20 protein-coding genes are annotated in these 18889 nt (G+C 38.4%); 19 read left to right on the plus strand and 1 reads right to left on the minus strand.

Going from position 1 to position 18889, the window contains the following annotated elements; genetic code table 11:
- Nucleotides 1–45 precede the first annotated feature (45 nt).
- The 19 genes from BM207_RS00830 (at nucleotide 46) to BM207_RS00920 (ending at nucleotide 17083) form a co-directional block, all read left to right on the plus strand.
- Nucleotides 46–588: an NADH-quinone oxidoreductase subunit B gene (locus BM207_RS00830; RefSeq protein WP_090991660.1), complete on the plus strand. Its 543-nt coding sequence runs from the start codon at nucleotides 46–48 to the stop codon at nucleotides 586–588.
- Complete coding sequence (locus BM207_RS00835; protein WP_090991661.1) at nucleotides 588–1088, plus strand: NADH-quinone oxidoreductase subunit C; 501 nt, start codon at nucleotides 588–590, stop codon at nucleotides 1086–1088. Before BM207_RS00830 ends, BM207_RS00835 begins: the two co-directional genes overlap by 1 nt.
- A 6-nt stretch (nucleotides 1089–1094) precedes the next feature.
- Nucleotides 1095–2309 (plus strand): NADH-quinone oxidoreductase subunit D, encoded by a 1215-nt coding sequence (locus BM207_RS00840; RefSeq protein ID WP_090991662.1) that lies wholly within the window; start codon nucleotides 1095–1097, stop codon nucleotides 2307–2309.
- The gene (locus tag BM207_RS00845; RefSeq protein ID WP_090991663.1) at nucleotides 2302–2814 is read left to right on the plus strand and encodes an NADH-quinone oxidoreductase subunit NuoE family protein; all 513 of its coding nucleotides are present in this window, start codon (nucleotides 2302–2304) and stop codon (nucleotides 2812–2814) included. The genes BM207_RS00840 and BM207_RS00845 overlap by 8 nt, the downstream gene beginning before the upstream one ends.
- Nucleotides 2814–4181 (plus strand): NADH-quinone oxidoreductase subunit NuoF, encoded by a 1368-nt coding sequence (nuoF, locus tag BM207_RS00850; RefSeq protein ID WP_090991664.1) that lies wholly within the window; start codon nucleotides 2814–2816, stop codon nucleotides 4179–4181. Before BM207_RS00845 ends, nuoF begins: the two co-directional genes overlap by 1 nt.
- Nucleotides 4182–4233: 52 nt before the next feature.
- Nucleotides 4234–5244, plus strand: coding sequence for an NADH-quinone oxidoreductase subunit G (locus BM207_RS00855; RefSeq protein ID WP_090991665.1), 1011 nt, complete (start codon nucleotides 4234–4236; stop codon nucleotides 5242–5244).
- Nucleotides 5244–6281: an NADH-quinone oxidoreductase subunit NuoH gene (nuoH, locus tag BM207_RS00860; RefSeq protein ID WP_090991666.1), complete on the plus strand. Its 1038-nt coding sequence runs from the start codon at nucleotides 5244–5246 to the stop codon at nucleotides 6279–6281. The genes BM207_RS00855 and nuoH overlap by 1 nt, the downstream gene beginning before the upstream one ends.
- A gap of 9 nt (nucleotides 6282–6290) precedes the next feature.
- The gene (locus BM207_RS00865) at nucleotides 6291–6791 is read left to right on the plus strand and encodes a NuoI/complex I 23 kDa subunit family protein (protein WP_090991667.1); all 501 of its coding nucleotides are present in this window, start codon (nucleotides 6291–6293) and stop codon (nucleotides 6789–6791) included.
- Nucleotides 6792–6924: 133 nt separating this feature from the next.
- Entirely contained in the window at nucleotides 6925–7431 is a 507-nt protein-coding gene (locus BM207_RS00870) for an NADH-quinone oxidoreductase subunit J family protein (protein WP_090991668.1), read from the plus strand.
- Nucleotides 7424–7753, plus strand: a complete 330-nt coding sequence (gene nuoK / locus BM207_RS00875; RefSeq protein ID WP_090991669.1) for an NADH-quinone oxidoreductase subunit NuoK — start codon at nucleotides 7424–7426, stop codon at nucleotides 7751–7753. Before BM207_RS00870 ends, nuoK begins: the two co-directional genes overlap by 8 nt.
- Nucleotides 7754–7764: 11 nt before the next feature.
- On the plus strand, nucleotides 7765–9666 hold the full coding sequence (gene nuoL, locus BM207_RS00880; protein ID WP_090991670.1) for an NADH-quinone oxidoreductase subunit L: 1902 nt from the start codon (nucleotides 7765–7767) through the stop codon (nucleotides 9664–9666).
- Between the two features lie 19 nt (nucleotides 9667–9685).
- On the plus strand, nucleotides 9686–11170 hold the full coding sequence (locus BM207_RS00885) for a complex I subunit 4 family protein (protein ID WP_090991671.1): 1485 nt from the start codon (nucleotides 9686–9688) through the stop codon (nucleotides 11168–11170).
- A 4-nt stretch (nucleotides 11171–11174) separates the two neighbouring features.
- A complete protein-coding gene (locus BM207_RS00890) occupies nucleotides 11175–12548 on the plus strand; it encodes an NADH-quinone oxidoreductase subunit N (RefSeq protein ID WP_090991672.1) in 1374 nt (457 codons plus the stop codon).
- A 46-nt stretch (nucleotides 12549–12594) separates the two neighbouring features.
- Nucleotides 12595–13257, plus strand: a complete 663-nt coding sequence (locus BM207_RS00895) for a DedA family protein (protein ID WP_090991673.1) — start codon at nucleotides 12595–12597, stop codon at nucleotides 13255–13257.
- A gap of 3 nt (nucleotides 13258–13260) precedes the next feature.
- Complete coding sequence (locus tag BM207_RS00900) at nucleotides 13261–13812, plus strand: inorganic diphosphatase (protein ID WP_090991674.1); 552 nt, start codon at nucleotides 13261–13263, stop codon at nucleotides 13810–13812.
- 29 nt (nucleotides 13813–13841) lie between these two features.
- Nucleotides 13842–15215, plus strand: coding sequence for a hemolysin family protein (locus BM207_RS00905; RefSeq protein ID WP_090992048.1), 1374 nt, complete (start codon nucleotides 13842–13844; stop codon nucleotides 15213–15215).
- Between the two features lie 11 nt (nucleotides 15216–15226).
- Entirely contained in the window at nucleotides 15227–15931 is a 705-nt protein-coding gene (locus BM207_RS00910; protein ID WP_090991675.1) for a 16S rRNA (uracil(1498)-N(3))-methyltransferase, read from the plus strand.
- Entirely contained in the window at nucleotides 15928–16584 is a 657-nt protein-coding gene (locus BM207_RS00915) for a DUF4159 domain-containing protein (protein WP_090991676.1), read from the plus strand. Before BM207_RS00910 ends, BM207_RS00915 begins: the two co-directional genes overlap by 4 nt.
- A gap of 1 nt (nucleotide 16585) precedes the next feature.
- Nucleotides 16586–17083 carry a biotin/lipoyl-containing protein gene (locus BM207_RS00920; protein ID WP_090991677.1) on the plus strand — a complete coding sequence of 166 codons (498 nt, stop codon included), beginning with the start codon at nucleotides 16586–16588 and terminating at the stop codon, nucleotides 17081–17083.
- Here BM207_RS00920 and BM207_RS00925 read toward each other — a convergent pair whose 3' ends face one another.
- The gene (locus BM207_RS00925; protein ID WP_090991678.1) at nucleotides 17084–18661 is read right to left on the minus strand and encodes an SUMF1/EgtB/PvdO family nonheme iron enzyme; all 1578 of its coding nucleotides are present in this window, start codon (nucleotides 18659–18661) and stop codon (nucleotides 17084–17086) included.
- Nucleotides 18662–18889: the final 228 nt, after the last annotated feature.

Here is an 18889-nt window from a genome sequence, read left to right on the forward strand (position 1 = left end):
TGCTGCTTATTCTGTATTAGGAATAAGCATTTTTTGTTTACAAACATGAGTGAAATTAATATAGTTGATGCGCCTCCGGGCATAGAAGGCTCAGGCTTTTTTGCCACCAATCTGGATAAGGTTATCGGTTTGGCTCGTTCACATTCATTATGGCCCTTGCCATTTGCAACTTCTTGCTGCGGTATTGAGTTTATGGCAACCATGGGGTCGCATTACGATTTTGGTCGTTTTGGTGCAGAGAGATTAAGTTTTTCACCTCGTCAGGCCGATCTTTTAATGGTGATGGGTACAATTGCTAAAAAGATGGGGCCAGTGTTAAAGCAGGTTTATTTGCAGATGGCTGAGCCTCGCTGGGTAATTGCGGTAGGAGCCTGTGCCTCTAGTGGAGGTATTTTCGATACTTACTCCGTACTACAAGGCATTGACGAAATTATACCAGTTGATGTATACGTTCCTGGTTGTCCACCACGCCCAGAAGCCATTTTAGATGGTTTTGGAAAAATACAGGAACTAGTGAAGAATGAATCAGGAAGAAGAAGATATTCTGATCAATACAAAAAAATGTTAGCATCATACGGAATAGAATAATGGCTAAAGCAACAAATACAGAAATCATTGATTTGCTTGGCGAGAGATTTGGCGAGCAGTTATTTGATGTAACAGAGCCTTATGGTTTGCTTACTTTCTCTACCACGAAGGATAAATTAATAACTGTTTTATCTTTTTTGAAGGAAAATGGTAAGTTCAACTTTAATTTTTTGACCGATTTAACTGCGGTTCATTATCCAGAGACAAACCAAATCGCAGTAGTATACCATTTGCATAGTATGGTAAGTGGTATTAGAGTTAGGTTGAAGGTATTTCTTCACGAAAATGATCCTACTATTGCCACAGCATCTACCTTATGGAATTCCGCAAACTGGATGGAGAGAGAGACCTATGACTTTTTTGGGGTTAGATTTGAAGGCCATCCTGATTTAAGAAGAATTTTAAACATGGACGATTTAGGTGTGTTTCCTATGCTTAAACAATATCCTTTGGAAGATCCAAATAGAGTAGATAAAAAAGATGAGTACTTTGGTAGATAAGCACAAATGAAACACAATCAGCCAATATATACAGATAACGATCCTCAGAATGAGTTGGTAACCTTAAATTTAGGTCCGACCCACCCTGCTACACACGGTGTTTTTCAAAATGTGTTACAGCTTGACGGGGAGCGTATTGTAAGTGGTGTGTCTACCATTGGATACATTCACCGTGCTTTTGAAAAAATTGCAGAACATCGCCCTTTTTATCAAATCACGCCCTTAACCGACCGTTTAAACTATTGTTCATCACCTATTAATAATATGGGATGGCATATGACGGTTGAAAAGCTATTGAATATCCAAATCCCTAAACGTGTTGATTATCTGCGGGTAATTATTATGGAGTTGGCAAGGATATCAGATCATATTATTTGCAATACGATTATAGCTCAGGATACAGGGGCAACTACCACTTTCCTTTATTTGTTCCAGTTTAGAGAGCATATTTACGAAATCTATGAAGAAGTTTGCGGAGCGCGCTTAACCACTAACGTAGGTCGTATTGGAGGTTTGGAAAGAGATTTTAATGAGATCGCTTTCGCTAAGATTAATAAATTCTTAAAAGAGTTTCCAATTGCATTAAGAGAGTTCGAAAGCTTATTAAATCGTAATCGTATTTTTATTGATCGTACAGCTGGTGTTGCTGAAGTGACCCAAGAAACTGCGTTGAGTTTTGGCTGGACTGGCCCTTTGTTACGCGCAACTGGTGTAGATTATGATGTACGTGTAAGTGAACCTTATTCTTCTTATCAGGATTTTGATTTTGAAATCCCTGTAGGTACCAGTGGGGATATTTATGATCGCTATCTAGTGCGTAATGAAGAAATGTGGCAAAGTGTGAGGATTATTGAACAGGCTATGGAGAAATTAAAATCAGAGCCTAAAGGTATTTTCCATGCAGACGTTCCCGAATTTTATTTACCAGGAAAAGAAGAGGTTTACAACAATATGGAAGCTTTGATCTATCACTTCAAAATTGTGATGGGAGAAATCGATGCTCCGAAAGCGGAAGTTTACCATGCTGTAGAAGGTGGTAATGGAGAATTAGGCTTCTATTTGATAAATGATGGTGGTAGAACACCGTATCGTTTACATTTCAGACGTCCAAGTTTTATTAATTATTCGATGTTTGCCAAAATGAGCGAGGGTATGCTATTATCAGATGCCATCATTAACATGAGTAGCATGAACATTATTGCAGGAGAATTAGATGCTTAAAGTAGAAGAACAACAACCTGTAGCATTTTCATCAACTTTGCTAGCTAGCTTTGATGAAATTGTAATGCGTTATCCAGTAGGGAAACAGAAGTCGGCACTATTGCCACTGTTACATTTGGTGCAAGCAGAATTTGGGTGGACCAGCGTTCCTGCAATGGATAAAGTTGCTGAATATTTAGCGATTGAACCAATTGAGGTTTATGAAGTAGCATCTTTTTATAGCATGTACTTCTTACAACCGAAAGGAAAATATGTACTGGAAGTTTGCCGTACTGGGCCTTGCTGTTTAGTGGGTGCAGAAAAAATAATGAGTCATATTGAAGGCAAGTTGGGTGTTAAAGAGGGTGAAGTAACTGAAGATGGTTTGTTTAGTTGGAGGGGAGTTGAATGTTTAGCTGCTTGTGGATACGCACCTGTACTCCAGATTGGTCCAGAATATACATTTTACGAAAATTTAACTGAGCAGTCAGTTGATGAATTGATAGACAATTTACGCAAGAAATAATGTCACGTAAACTATTACTCGAACATATAAACGTACCTGGCATTAATACGCTGGAGGTATATCGCCAAAAGGGCGGTTACCGTGCTGTTGAAAAAGCGATTAAAACTTTAACACCGGATGAAGTGGTGGAAGAAGTAAAAAAATCGGGCTTGCGCGGTCGTGGCGGTGCTGGTTTTCCTACTGGAATGAAATGGAGTTTTTTGGCGAAGCCAGAAGGGGTTGCGCGCTATTTGGTGTGTAATGCCGATGAATCGGAGCCAGGAACTTTCAAGGATAGATATTTAATGACCTACATTCCTCACGCATTAATTGAAGGAATGATTGTGTCGAGTTTTGCCTTAGGCGCAAATACATCTTATATCTATGTACGTGGAGAGATGATGCCTCAAATCCGAATTCTGGAAAAAGCAATTGCAGAGGCAAAGGCGGCTGGATTTTTAGGAAAGAACATTTTAGGATCAGGTTACGATTTAGAATTATATGTGCAGCCCGGTGGTGGAGCTTATATTTGTGGTGAAGAAACAGCTTTATTAGAATCATTAGAAGGTAAAAGAGGTAATCCACGTATTAAGCCACCCTTCCCGGCAATTGCTGGATTATATGGTTGTCCAACCGTAGTAAATAACGTAGAGTCGATTGCAGCTGTTGTTCCCATTATAAATGACGGAGGCGATGAATATGCGAAGATTGGTGTCGGTAGAAGTACAGGTACGAAATTAATATCAGCTTCTGGAAACCTAGTGAAGCCGGGAGTTTATGAGATTGAATTGGGGCTCCCAGTAGAGGAGTTTATCTATTCTGATGAATATTGTGGTGGCATTGCAAATGGTAAGAGGTTAAAGGCTACGGTGGCTGGCGGATCTTCGGTTCCAATCTTACCTGCAAATCTTACTTTAAAATACGCTAATGGCGAACCGCGGCTAATGAGTTATGAGTCGCTTGCTGAAGGAGGTTTTGCTACAGGAACGATGTTGGGGTCTGGCGGTTTTATCGCATTTGATGAAGATCAATGTATCGTAAGAAACACTTGGAACTTCTCTCGCTTTTATCATCACGAAAGTTGTGGGCAATGTTCACCTTGTAGAGAGGGAACAGGATGGTTGGAAAAAGTATTACATAGATTAGAATACGGACACGGAAAAATGAGTGATATTGACTTGTTGGTTGACGTGTCGAGGAAGATAGAAGGAAATACAATCTGCCCACTAGGTGACGCGGCGGCATGGCCTGTTGCTAGTGCTGTAAGACATTTTAGAGATGAGTTTGAATGGCATGTTAAAGAGCCGGTTAAATGCTTATCCAGCAATTACGGACTAGCGAATTATGCAGTTCCTATAGAGAAACAAGCAGTAGCAGAAGAGAAATAAGATTGCTTCGTGCCTCGCAATGATGGCTGAAGTATAAAATAACTGATTAACAATGGATAATTTGGTTAAGGTAACGATAGATGGGATTACGGTAGAAGTAGCGCCCGGAACAAGTATTCTTAATGCTGCAAGGCAAATAGGAGGTGATATTGTACCTCCTGCTATGTGCTATTACTCGAAATTAGAAGGTAGTGGCGGTAAATGCCGTACCTGTATTGTGAAAGTAAGCAAAGGTTCTGAGAAAGATCCTCGTCCTATGCCAAAGTTGGTTGCTTCTTGCCGTACTACGGTAATGGATGGAATGGAGGTTCAGAATATCACTTCTCCAGAAGTATTGGAAGCTAGAAGTGGTGTAGTAGAGATGTTATTGATCAACCATCCCTTAGATTGTCCAGTGTGCGATCAGGCAGGGGAATGTGATTTGCAGAATTTAGGTTATGAGCATGGATTGCAAAAAACGAGATACGAATTTGAACGTCGGACATTTGATAGAATAGATATTGGTGATAAAATTCAATTGCATATGAACAGATGCATTTTATGTTATCGCTGTGTGTTTACTGCTGATCAGATTACCGATAAACGTGTTCATGGCATATTAAATCGCGGGGATCACTCTGAAATTTCTACCTATATCCAAGCGGCAGTAGACAATGACTTTTCTGGAAATGTAATTGATGTTTGTCCGGTTGGGGCTTTAACCGATCGTACTTTTAGGTTTAAAAATAGGGTATGGTTTACCAAGCCTGTTGATGCGCATAGAAATTGCGACCACGAAAAGTGTACTGGTAAAGTAACATTATGGTACAAAGGTGCTGATGTTTTACGGGTTACCGCTAGAAAGGATCAATTTGGAGAAGTAGAATCATTTATCTGTAATACCTGTCGTTTTGATAAGAAAGCAACTTCAGATTGGGTCATTGAACAACCTACCCACGTCTCCGATACTTCTGTTATTTCTTCAAATCATTACGAAACGTTTAAACCATTGCCTGTTATAAAAGAAAATTTAGCTTTACAAGAAGCCAATAAAGTTGAACTTGAAAAAACCGAAAAATTCTAATGGATATTAACTTTATAATAGAGAAATTTTTACTGGTTACAATTTTGTTTGCCATAAGCTTGCTCATTGCCATGTATTCTACTTATGCAGAACGGAAAGTAGCGGCATTTTTACAAGATAGGTTAGGCCCGGATAGAGCTGGTCCATTTGGGATTTTGCAGCCTTTGGCTGATGGTATCAAAATGTTTATGAAGGAAGAAATCGTTCCCTCAAATGCAAGTAAATGGTTATTCATGGTTGGACCTGGTTTGGCGATGCTTTGTGCCTGTATTGGTACAGCAGTTATTCCTTGGGGACAAGACCTGAATGTAGGAGGTAGAATTATTCCACTACAGGTTACCGATATTAACGTAGGCGTACTTTATTTGTTTGGTGTGGTGTCTTTGGGAGTATACGGTGTCATGATTGGGGGCTGGGCATCCAACAATAAATACTCCTTATTAAGCGCTATTAGAGCGGCTTCTCAGAATATTAGTTATGAAGTTGCAATGGGTTTATCAATCATTGCGCTCTTGCTGGTAACAAACACACTAAGTTTAAAAGAAATCGTAGCTCAGCAACATGGCTGGCATTGGAATGTTATCTATCAGCCTTTGGGCTTTATCATTTTCATGATTTGTTCATTTGCTGAAACAAATCGCGCGCCATTTGATTTGCCGGAATGTGAAACTGAGCTTATCGGTGGCTATCATACCGAGTATTCATCGATGAAGTTAGGCTTTTACCTGTTCGCTGAGTATATCAATATGTTTGTTTCTTCGGCTGTGATGGCAACGCTTTATTTTGGCGGTTATAACTATCCTGGTATGGATTGGGTGGCTACTCAAGTTGGACCTGTTGCAGCACCTTTAATTGGAACTGCTGTGTTGTTTTTGAAGATATTTATGTTCATCTTTTTCTTTATGTGGGTACGTTGGACCATTCCTCGTTTCCGTTATGATCAATTGATGAATTTAGGCTGGAAAGGATTGATACCGCTAGCTATTGCCAATATTATTATTACGGGTATAGTTATCGCTGTTGTAAATAAGTTTTAAGAAGGAGATATGGAATCGTTAAGTAATAAGAAAAAAGTACTGGAACAAAAACCACTTAATCTTGCTGAACGCATGTATTTGCCAGCAATTGTAAAAGGTTTAGGTACTACCATGAGCCACTTTTTCAAGAAAAGTTCTACAATTAAGTATCCTGAACAGGAAAGGGAATTTTCGATAAACTGGAGAGGAATGCACTCTTTAAAAAGAGATGAAGAAGGAAGAGAGCGCTGTACAGCCTGTGGACTGTGCGCATTGTCTTGTCCGGCAGAAGCCATTACAATGATTGCTGCCGAGCGTAAGGCTGAAGAAAAGGATCTATATCGTGAAGAAAAATATGCAGCAGTTTATGAAATTAATATGTTGCGTTGCATTTTTTGCGGACTTTGTGAGGAAGCCTGCCCTAAAGAAGCTATTTACCTAGATGGACCCATTGTGCCATCTGATTATTTGCGTAAGGACTTTATTTACGGTAAAGATAAATTAGTAGAAGCCCCATTGGAGGCAAAATAACAATAAAGCACGTCATTGCGAGGAACGAAGCAACCCTAAGCAATTGACTTAACAATGAGATTGCTTCGTTCCTCGCAATGACCTAGGCTCCGTGCCGCTCAACGACGAGGCTAACAACTAAAACAATAAATTAATGGGTACATCAGTATTCTATTTTGTAGCAACACTAAGCATCATTTTTTCGCTGATGGTGATCTTTTCGAAGAACCCAATTCATAGCGTTTTATATTTGATCCTAACCTTTTTTACTTTTACGGTACACTACGTGCTTTTGAATGCGCAGTTTTTAGCTGTGGTTAATTTTATCGTATATATGGGTGCAATCATGGTGTTGTTCCTGTTTGTACTCATGCTATTAAACCTCAATAAGGAAAACGAGCCTAACAAATCCAGTTTGGTGAAAATACTTGGGGTAATTGCTGGGGGTTGCTTAATTGTAACACTGGTAGGTTCGTTAAAAGCAGTTTCAATTAATACACCTCTAGTGCTCCAAAATCCAAATCTAGGCTTGGTGAAAAATCTTGGTAAAGAATTATTTGGACCATTTATGTTGCCGTTTGAACTGTCGTCTATTTTGCTGCTTACAGCCATGGTTGGTGCAGTGTTATTAACAAAGAAGGAGGAAAAAGCAAATGGATAATTTAACGCAAACTTTGCAAGCCGTTCCACTTAACCATTATATCTGGTTGAGCGCTATCATATTTACCATCGGTGTAATTGGAGTGTTAACCAGAAGAAATGCGATTGTGATTTTTATGTCGGTAGAGTTAATGCTTAACGCGGTTAATCTATTGCTTACAGCATTCTCGGTACATCATAATGATCCATCCGGACAAGTATTTGTGTTTTTTATTATGGCGTTGGCGGCCGCTGAGGTAGCTGTTGGCTTAAGTATTATCGTAATGGTTTACAGAAATACACAATCGATAGATATTAATGTTTTAAATCGCCTTAAGTGGTAAGTATATAGAAGATGATAAATAGTTTACTTTGGTTAATTCCCTTACTTCCGCTTTTAGGCTTTGTAATTAATGGCTTAGGCAGAAATACATTAAGCAAGAGCCTAATTGGTATAATTGGTAGCGGTGTTATTTTAGCTTCTTTTACCTTAAGCATTGCCATGTTTTTTGAATTAGGCGCTGGTTCTGAGAAGCAATTTACGGTTGACCTTTTCGACTGGATCAGTGCTGGTAATTTGCATATACCTCTTTCATTCCTATATGATCCGCTGAGTTCGATCATGTTATTGATCATTACTGGTGTAGGTTTCCTGATACACATTTATTCAATTGGCTATATGCACGAGGATGCTGGTTTTGGTAAATTTTTCAGCTACTTGAACCTATTCATTTTCTTCATGTTGATTTTGGTTCTAGGATCAAACTATATTGTAATGTTTATTGGTTGGGAAGGCGTAGGTTTATGCTCCTACCTGTTAATTGGCTTTTGGTATACCAATGGCAATTATGCGAGTGCAGCTAAAAAGGCTTTTGTAATGAATAGAATTGGAGACTTAGGTTTCCTTTTAGGGGTGTTTTTAATATTTATGACATTCGGTAGTGTAGAATTTGCAAAGGTATTCCCACAGGCAGCAGGCATGATGCCGGGCACAGCAACAATTACTTTTATAACTTTATTGCTTTTTGTCGGCGCTTGTGGTAAATCCGCACAGCTTCCACTATTTACCTGGCTACCTGATGCGATGGCGGGCCCTACCCCAGTCTCGGCCTTAATACATGCCGCAACGATGGTTACCGCAGGTATTTACATGATCGCACGTTCAAGTATTTTATTTGATCTAGCTCCTCATACGCAGGATGTAATTGCCATCATCGGTACTGCTACAGCTTTAATCGCAGCAATCATTGCCTTAACACAAACAGATATTAAAAAAGTATTAGCCTATTCAACTGTGTCTCAACTTGGCTATATGTTTTTGGGCCTAGGAGTTGGAGCTTATACTGGATCATTCTTCCACGTAATAACGCACGCGTTCTTTAAAGCATTACTGTTTTTAGGTGCGGGTTCCGTTATTCATGCAATGCACCACGAACAAGATATGCGTCACATGGGCGGATTAAAATCCAAACTCAAAATTACTTTTGCTACGATGATGATTGGTACGATTGCAATTGCAGGTTTACCACCATTTTCAGGCTTCTTCTCTAAAGACGAGATTTTAGCCCATGCTTTTGAAAACCATAAAGTATTATGGGCCATCGGTCTATTTACCGCATTCTTAACAGCTTTTTACATGTTCAGAATGATGTATCTAACTTTCTTCGGAAAATATCGTGGAACACATCATGCTGAAAGTCATATTCATGAAAGTCCTAAGACCATGACTTTCCCGCTGATCGTGTTAGCGATTTTAGCCGCAATTGGCGGCTTGATTAATATTCCTCATGTTTTTGGTGGAAACGCATGGTTAGGCCATTGGTTAGCTGGAGCAGGAATTGCGCAGCATGAGTTAAGCTTGGATCATACAACAGAATTTGCTTTAATGGGCGTGTCTGTATTAGCTGCTTTGTCGGCAACAGTTTACGCCTATACGAAGTATGTAAAAAATGCACATGTACCAGTTGCAGATGAAGGTAAACGTTCTATCCTGGCTAAAATTTCTTACAATAAGTTTTACCTGGATGAGATTTATGATATGATCATAAGAAAACCTTTAGATGCCTTTTCTGGATTTTTCTATCGTATAATCGATAAGAAATTAATTGATGGTTTAGTAAATGGTTTAGGCTGGACAGCCAATGAAGGCAGTAAGGGATTACGGTTACTGCAGTCGGGTAATGTTGGTTTTTATATTTTTATGATGGTATTCGGTATCGTCGCGCTGTTATTGTATACTTATTTATCTATCGCTTAATTCGGTTCAACATATATAAATGGAACTTTTAATACTCATATTTCTCCCATTAGTTGGCGCCCTTATTACCGCTGCTATTGCAAAGCAAAATGCATCTAAGACGATTGCGTTAGCATTTTCTATCCTTACGCTAGCAGCAACTATTAGTGTCTTATGCAAATTTACACCCGACGCAAGTATGCAGTTCGTGGTAAACTACCCATGGATACAGCAATTAGGAATTAATTTCCATGCCGGTATAGACGGGATCAGCATCATTACGATTATCTTAACCAATATACTGGTGCCTTTAATTGTCTTATCTACTTTTAAGCATGTCTATAAAAACGCTAACGCTTTTTATGCGCTGATTTTATTTATGCAAAGCGGTTTGCTTTTAGTTTTTACGGCATTAGATGGTTTTTTATTCTACATTGGGTGGGAAGCAGCGCTAATTCCGATCTACTTTATCTGTGCCATGTGGGGCGGAAAAGACAGGATTAAAATAAACATGAAGTTTTTTGTATATACCATTGCAGGATCTCTTTTCATGTTATTGGGCATTATTTATTTGTACCTTCAAAATCCAGCAAATAATTTCGATATCAATGCATTTTATGCGTTAAACTTGGATAGCCATCAACAAGGCTGGGTATTTTGGGCATTTTTTATTGCTTTTGCTATTAAAATGCCAATATTTCCATTCCACACTTGGCAGCCTGATACTTATACGGCAGCTCCAGCACCCGGCACAATGTTGTTATCGGGTATCATGTTAAAAATGGGTATTTATGGAGTAATTAGATGGCTATTACCTGTGGTACCTCAAGGGGTTCAAGACTGGGCTTACCTTGCAATGATTTTATCGATCATCGGTATTATTTATGCCTCGGTTATTGCTTTCACCCAAAAGGATGCAAAAAGATTAGTGGCTTATTCTTCTATCGCTCACGTAGGTTTGATCGCCGCAGGCATATTTGCTTCTTATAGTTTAGGTAGTGGGGGTATACAAGGCCTTCAAGGAGTGATGGTTCAAATGTTAAGTCACGGTATCAATGTGGTAGGCTTATTCTTCGTATTGGATATTATCTCATCGCGCCTTCATACCAATAAGATTGAAGAATTAGGAGGCTTGGCAAAAGTTGCACCTCAATTAGCTATTACCTTTCTGATTATTGTTTTGGGCACAGTAGCCTTACCGGGAACAAACGGCTTTATTGGTGAATTCTTATTACTATTTAGTGTCTATAACTACAACGCATGGATGGGAGCAATTGCTGGTCTAACAATCATTCTTGGAGCTGTTTACATGTTTAGAATGTATCAAAAAGTAATGTTGGGGACTACCAACGATTTAACAATTACCTTTACCGATATTAAGGGAACAGAAAAGATTGTGCTTTATACTATCTGTGTTTTGATTATTGTGATGGGGGTTTATCCTAAAGCAGTATTACAGTTATCAGAAGCATCGGTACAACATTTATTGGAACAAGTAAATCAAAAATTAACAGGGTTAAACTAAACAGATGAACATTATTATAACCATCGCTATAACAGCCTTTTTAGTGCTTTACGCTGGCTTGTTTAAGGCAAGAAAAGCTTTATTACCCTTAACACTCACAGGATTGCTTGTTGCCTTAGGTTTTGTTGCATATTCATGGAACAATCCAACCACTTACTATACCATGATGAGAGTAGATAATTTTGCCTTAGCATTCTCGGCACTTTCAATTCTTGGAACTTTCTTTATTTTTCTCTTGACCGACCGTTACTTTGCTGAAGGAAGTGATAACGTAGCAGAATATTTCACCCTCATCCTATTTGCCTTAACGGGAATCATGATGATGGTTTCCTATCAAAATATGTCGATGCTTTTTATCGGGGTCGAAATTATGTCTGTAAGTTTGTATATTCTTGCAGGTATTAGGAAGTTGAATTTTGCATCAAACGAGGCATCCTTGAAGTATTTTCTAATGGGTGCTTTTTCTACAGGCTTCCTGTTGTTTGGTATTACTTTAGTATATGGTGCAACAGGTTCATTCGACTTAACGGTTATTCAACAATATCTCGTTAACAATGTGCATTCGGTTTCTCCTTTATTTTATCCTGGTGTAATCCTGATTATGATTGGGCTGTGTTTTAAAGTTGGTGCTGCGCCATTTCATTTTTGGGTTCCAGACGTTTATGAGGGTTCTCCAACGCTGATCATGACTTTTATGTCGACCATAGTAAAAACTGCCGGTTTTGCAGCATTTTTAAGATTATTTGCAGGTGCTTTTGAACCTTTACATGATTTTTGGGCTCCTGCTTTAGTAGTTATCGTAGTAGTTACTTTATGTGTGGGAAATATTACAGCATTATTTCAGAAGAATTTCAAAAGGATGCTGGCCTATTCCAGTATCTCTCATGCGGGGTACTTACTATTTTCTTTAGTGGTATTAACAGTTAACTCGGCTAGTAATGTGTTGGTGTACGCAACGGCTTATACCTTTGCCAGTATCATTGCTTTCGGGGTATTAATTCTCGTAAAACAAAAAACTGGCAGCGATCAAATTGATAGCTTTAATGGCCTAGGCAAAAGAAATCCTTTAGCAGCGATAGTACTTACCGTAGCAATGTTATCACTAGCGGGTATTCCATTAACAGCGGGCTTTGTTGGTAAATACCTGATGTTTTTAAATGTGATGGAAGACTATCAGACTATTTTAGTTATCATAGCTATTTTAAATGCATTAATTGGGTTCTATTACTATTTTAAAGTAATTGTTGCTGTTTGGTTCATAGACGGACAAGACATCGTTTTAAATCCTTCATTCCTTTATAAAATTGTGTTGATTTTATCAGCAATAGTTACCTTGTTATTAGGGGTTTATCCTTCACTTATTTTAAATTTGATATAACCTAATGATATAGATTATTATTTGTAGTTTTACGAATAATTGAACTATGCAAGAATTCTGGAATTCATTACAGCATTTTATTGACCCCGAAAAATTACTAAGAGAGGGTGGTTTTTACGTTGTTGTATTTGTAATTTTTGCCGAAACAGGTTTGTTTTTTGGTTTCTTTCTGCCAGGCGATTATCTCTTGTTCTTAGCAGGAATGTTTGTTGCAACGGGCAAACTAGATGTAAATATTTATGTATTAATTATAGGACTATTTATTGCGGCGGTTGCTGGGAATTTTACTGGTTATTGGTTCGGTCGTAAAACTGGTCCGGTGCTCTATAATAGGAAAGAGACATTCTTTTTCAAAAAGAAATATCTAATAGCTGCCGAGAAATATTACCGTAAACAGGGAGCTTTTGCATTAATTATGGGAAGATTTGTGCCGATTGTAAGAACTTTTGCTCCTATATTTGCAGGAGTTGTGAAGTTAGACATTAAAAAATTTGCACTTTATAACGTTCTAGGTGCAATTTTATGGATAGCTTCCTTAACTTTGCTAGGATATTTTTTAGGTAGAAGATTTGCCCAACAAATAGAAGAATATTTAGTTTATATAATAATAGGTTTCATCGTCATCACCACTATTCCCCTCATCATTACTTTTGTAAAGAAGAGGGTCGTAAAAATAGGGGCTGAGGATGAAATAGACAGCAATCAATAGCACATGAGTAAAGACGATCATCATCCGTGGCACAGTGTATCTCCAGGTAGTAACTTACCTCAAACTGTAAATGCCATTATAGAAATTCCAAAGGGTTCGAAGGCGAAATATGAAATCGATAAGGAATCAAATCTTATCAAATTAGATCGGGTTTTGTTTTCATCGGTAATGTATCCGGCAAACTATGGTTTTATTCCGCAAACGTATTGTGATGATAACGATCCCTTAGATATATTGGTGCTTTGCTCTGTTGATGTATATCCCATGACGATCATTGAAGCAAAGGTAATTGGCGTAATGCACATGGTTGATAACGGCGAACAGGATGACAAAATCATTGCGGTTGCCAAAAATGACATGTCTGTCAACTATATCAATGATTTGCCGGAACTTCCTCCACATACCATGAAGGAAATAGTGAAATTTTTTCAAGATTATAAGGCTTTAGAAGAGAAGAAAGTTACAATAGAACATCTGTTAGGTGTTCGCTATGCACATAAGGTTATTCAAGAAAGCATAGAGCTTTACAATAAAAAATTTAGAAATAATTCTTAATGATTTTTAGCTCAGTTTCTACATATATCATGAGTTCGTTTGTTTTTTTGGCAGTAGTGCCTCAAGACCCACAAACCGAATCAGTTGGCTGGAGAATATTACTAGCATTGTTTTTGGTTATTCTAAATGGTTTTTTTGTAGCAGCAGAGTTTGCTATTGTTAAGGTTAGAGCATCCCAAATTGAAATCAAAGCCAAAACGGGTAGCCGGGTTGGTAAAATGGCGAAAGGAATTGTCCATAATTTAGATGGATATTTAGCCGCAACGCAACTTGGAATTACGCTAGCCTCACTAGGTTTGGGTTGGGTTGGTGAAGATGTGATGCATACAATATTTCAGAATATGTTTTTAGGTTTTAACCTAAAGGTTAGTGAAGCCTTTATTCATTCGGCATCTACAATCGTTGCTTTTTCTGTGATAACGATTATGCACATTGTATTTGGTGAGCTCGCCCCAAAATCATTAGCTATACAACGGCCAGTGGCTACAACTTTATTCGTTTCCTTTCCATTACAAGTTTTCTATGTAGTATTCCGACCATTTATATGGGCGCTGAATAGCTTAGCAGCTATAATTTTAAGACCTTTTGGAATAAATACTGCGGGTGGACACGAATCATTACATAGCAATGAAGAGCTTCAATATCTGTTAGATCAGGGTAAAGAAAGCGGTGCATTAGAAGATAACGAACACGAATTAATAAAGAACGTGTTCGATTTCAATGAGCGTGTAGTGAAGAATATTATGGTTCCAAGAACAAAAATTTCTGGAATAGAACTAGATACGCCGAAAGATGAGGTTGTCCAGAAAATCATTGGAGAAGGATATTCTAGGCTACCGGTTTATGATGATATTATCGACAAAATAATTGGGATTGTGCATGCAAAAGATATTTTGCCCTTGTTAGCAGGCAATGTGCAATGGGCATTAGCTGATATCATCAGAAAGCCTTATTTTGTTCCTGAAACAAAGAAGATTAACGATTTGCTAAGCGAATTGCAGCAAAAACGCATTCAGATTGCCATTGTTATCGATGAGTTTGGAGGCACGGCGGGAATGGTGACCTTGGAAGATATAGTAGAAGAAATTGTCGGTGAAATTCAAGACGAATATGATGAGGAGAAGCCAACGGTGGAAAAGATATCAGATACGGAATTTGTCATCAACGCTTATGCTACGGTTTACGATGTGAACGAGCATTTACCTCATGATTTACCGGAAGATGAGGATTTTGATACGATTGGTGGATTAGTATCCCATGCGTTTGGTAAAATACCGGAAGTTGGGGACAGTGAAGAGTGTTATGGCTATTTATTCACTATTTTGAAAAAAACAGAGCAGAATATAGAAACCATTAAGCTAGAATTGGTGATCCGCAAAAGCGACATGGTCGACACGCATTAAATCTGTAGCTAATGCATATTTTTTATACGCCAGACTTAGATTCGGATGTCTTTACGTTAAGCGAAGAAGAAAGCAGGCACTGCAGTAAGGTGCTTCGATTAAGTTTGGGTGATCACGTGCACTTAATTGATGGAAAGGGAGGGTTGTTTGAAGCTGAGATAAGTGCTATCAATAAAAAAAATGTGCAACTTAAAATTGTCCACAAGCAGTCGGATTTTGGTAAGAGAAATCATCATTTGCATATTGCCATCGCCCCAACCAAGAATATCGACCGACTAGAATGGTTTTTAGAAAAAGCAACTGAGATCGGTATCGATGAAGTAACACCAATTATTTGCGATAGATCTGAACGCAGAATAGTTAAGGAGGAGCGCTTAGATAAAGTAATTACTTCAGCCGTTAAGCAATCAATGACGGCCTATCATCCCAAATTAAATCCCGCTATCACGTTCAGCGAATTTTTAAACCAAGATTTTATTGGAGCGCGTTTAATTGCGCATTGTATGGCAGATGCCGCTAAGCAATCTATCGATAAACTCGTCACACCACATCAATCGTATTTGATATTAATTGGTCCCGAGGGTGATTTTAGTCCGGCAGAGTTAGCGAATGCTTTGGAAAACGGCTTTAATCCCGTAACTTTAGGTAACACCCGTTTACGGACAGAAACCGCTGCTTTATATGCATGCTTTGAAATCAATTATATTAATCGATGAGTAAGCACACTTTCTTTGGTCTTTTAGCTTTGAGCTTCTTAACAAGCTTTACAGCGCCTACTTACAAAATGGCTAAGCTAAAATATAGTGGAGGAGGTGATTGGTATGGGAATAGAACCGCATTGCCAAATCTAATAGCATTTTGCAATAAAAATATCGCTACCAATTTTTTTGCTGATGAAAGTATTGTTGAGGTTGGGAGTGCAGAATTATATAACTATCCGTTTGTTTATTTAACTGGGCACGGTAATGTTATCTTTAGTGATTTAGAAGCAACCAATCTTCGGAAATATTTAATGGGAGGTGGTTTTCTGCACATTGATGATAATTACGGGTTAGATAAGTTTATCAGACCTCAAATGAAAAAGGTATTTCCGGAACTTAGTTTCGTTGAACTTCCCTCAAATCATAAAATTTATAATCAGAAGTTTAAATTTCCAAATGGTTTGCCAAAAATACACGAGCATGATGGTAAACGCCCGCAAGGTTTAGCACTGATATGGAAAGGCAGAGTGGTGTGCTATTACACCTATGAATGCGATTTAGGCAATGGCTGGGAAGACTTTGGAACCTATCCTACAGATACGCAAGAAAGCAGGAATAAAGCGCTTAAAATGGGCGCAAACCTTGTTCAATATGCATTAACTCAATAAGATGTACAACGTAAAAGTAAACGAGCAATATGGATTTGCCATTAAGGCTGATCATTCGACAATTTTAGTGAATGATGAACCGGTAATAATGGATAGTATAGACCTTGGCGTGAAAAGTAAGCACATTATTTACCAAAACAGGTCTTATACCATTGAGATCGTTGCATTTGATAAGACCGAAAAAACAGCGGCTGTTAAAGTAAATGGCACTATTTACAAGGTTGAGATAGAAGATGAGTTTGACCAATTATTAAAACAATTAGGGATGGATAGTTTGGCTGTCAACAAAGTACAGCAAATTAAAGCTCCAATGCCAGGCCTGGTGTTAAATGTGCTAGTTTCCGAAGGTGATGAAGTAAAAAAAGGAGATAATCTTTTAGTACTGGAAGCAATGAAGATGGAAAATATGATCAAATCGCCTACCGACGGACTCATTAAAAAAATAGCCATTAAGCAGGGTGATAAGGTTGAGAAAAATCAGGTCTTAATTAATTTTTAGTTATCTGCCCGTTTTAAACCCGCCTTTTCCTGGTTTGATGGCTGAAGAACCTAGCATGGTCATAGCGCATCTAAAACCTACATCGGCCGACGAATCATCTTCCTGCATGTGTCGACGAGTAGCAGGATTCAGCCATTGAGCCTGATCGTTCCATGAGCCTCCTTTGTAAACTCGCGACTTATTGTTTACCAGTGTAGTGATGCCGTATAGCGGGCTTTCCTCGTCACGGTATCCTCTTTGATCAGGATTATAAGAGTCTCCTCCAGTTTTAGCAACTGAATCTGTTTTTACGGCATTAAGTTCAGCCCAAGTTTGTTTTTTGCCAGCGTTGGCTTTAACCATAATCGGCTTACCATACTTATCAGCCTTTAAGGCTCCTGTTGCAGGGTCTCTGTCTTTGTTAACGAATTGATTACCTCTAAAAGGATTTAAAGCGTCTGCCTGTTCAAATGTAGCGGCACGATACACGTCGGCTACCCATTCATTTACGTTGCCAGCCATGTTATATAAGCCGAAATCATTTGGCAAGTAGCTAATTACATTTTCAGTAAAAGCGGCTCTATCATTTAATGAACCACCTACTCCCATGAAATCGCCTTTACTTCTCTTAAAGTTGGCTAAGATTTCACCTCTTGTTCTTTTCTTTGCAGAAGTAATACCCAAGCCGTTCCAGGGATATATTTTTTTACTGTCGATATTCTGATCTTGCGTATTGCCGATTAAGCCCAGTGCTGCATATTCCCATTCTGCTTCCGTTGGCAGGCGATAAGGCTGTAAGATCACTCCATCTTCTAAGCGCACATTTCTAGTTGCCCGAGGAGCACCACCACCAGTTGAAGAAGTTCCCGCAGTTGCCGCCGGATTTAAATCTGTCTTGGCATTTGGTCCTTTATCATCAATTTGACCATTTAAATACAGTTCTGTATTAAATGGCTTATCTCTATTAATGGGAGTCGCAAGGGCATTACTTCCAGTTGCAGTGCCATTAACAGCAGCAAAAGAATTCATATAGCCTTGATCTCTTAATAATTTCTCATTCACCATGTCGGTTCTCCAGGCACAATATCTTTCTGCTTGTAAAGCACTAACACCCACAACCGGATAGTCCTTGTAGGCCGGATGTCGGAGGTAATTGTTTACAAATGGTTCATTAAATGACAAAGGGCTTCTCCAAACTAAGGTGTCCGGAAGTTCCTCATAATAATATTGCTGATCGGTTGGATAAGTTCTTCTAATCCAGTTCAAATATTCTAACCAGTTGGTGTTAGATACCTCAGTCTCATCCATGTAAAATGAACTAACCGTCACTTCTCTTTTATAGTTGTAATTACTCAGCTCCTGACCAGGAATGTCTATACCACTACCCCCCATTATGAATTGACCACCTTCTATCTCCATCAAGCCCTGACCAACGCCCCGTTTAAACTTACTAGCTACTGCAAAGCCACCGTTATCTTTATTATTATAAGCATAACCTGTTTTGTTTGATGTTTCAGCACTGTTTTTCCTGTTCTTACAAGAAGAAAATACAGCCAAAACAAATATAAAGGTCAGAGAGAAGTATAAAATTCGTTTCATCGGTTTTGTCATTTTATGCTAATAAAGCAATTGGAGCCCATTAAAGCGAAAACAGACGCAGTAATCGTGTCACGCAATAAAGTTAAAATTACATAAAAAAAGCACTATTTGCCAAAAATAATTATAATTTAAAAAGAGGATTTAATTTAGTCCATAAGCCCTAATCTGGTTTTGTTAATTTGATGGGATAAGTGAATAATGTTTTATACATTTATACTCAAATGAACA

The organism is Pedobacter insulae, assembly GCF_900113525.1.
GTDB lineage: Bacteria > Bacteroidota > Bacteroidia > Sphingobacteriales > Sphingobacteriaceae > Pedobacter > Pedobacter insulae.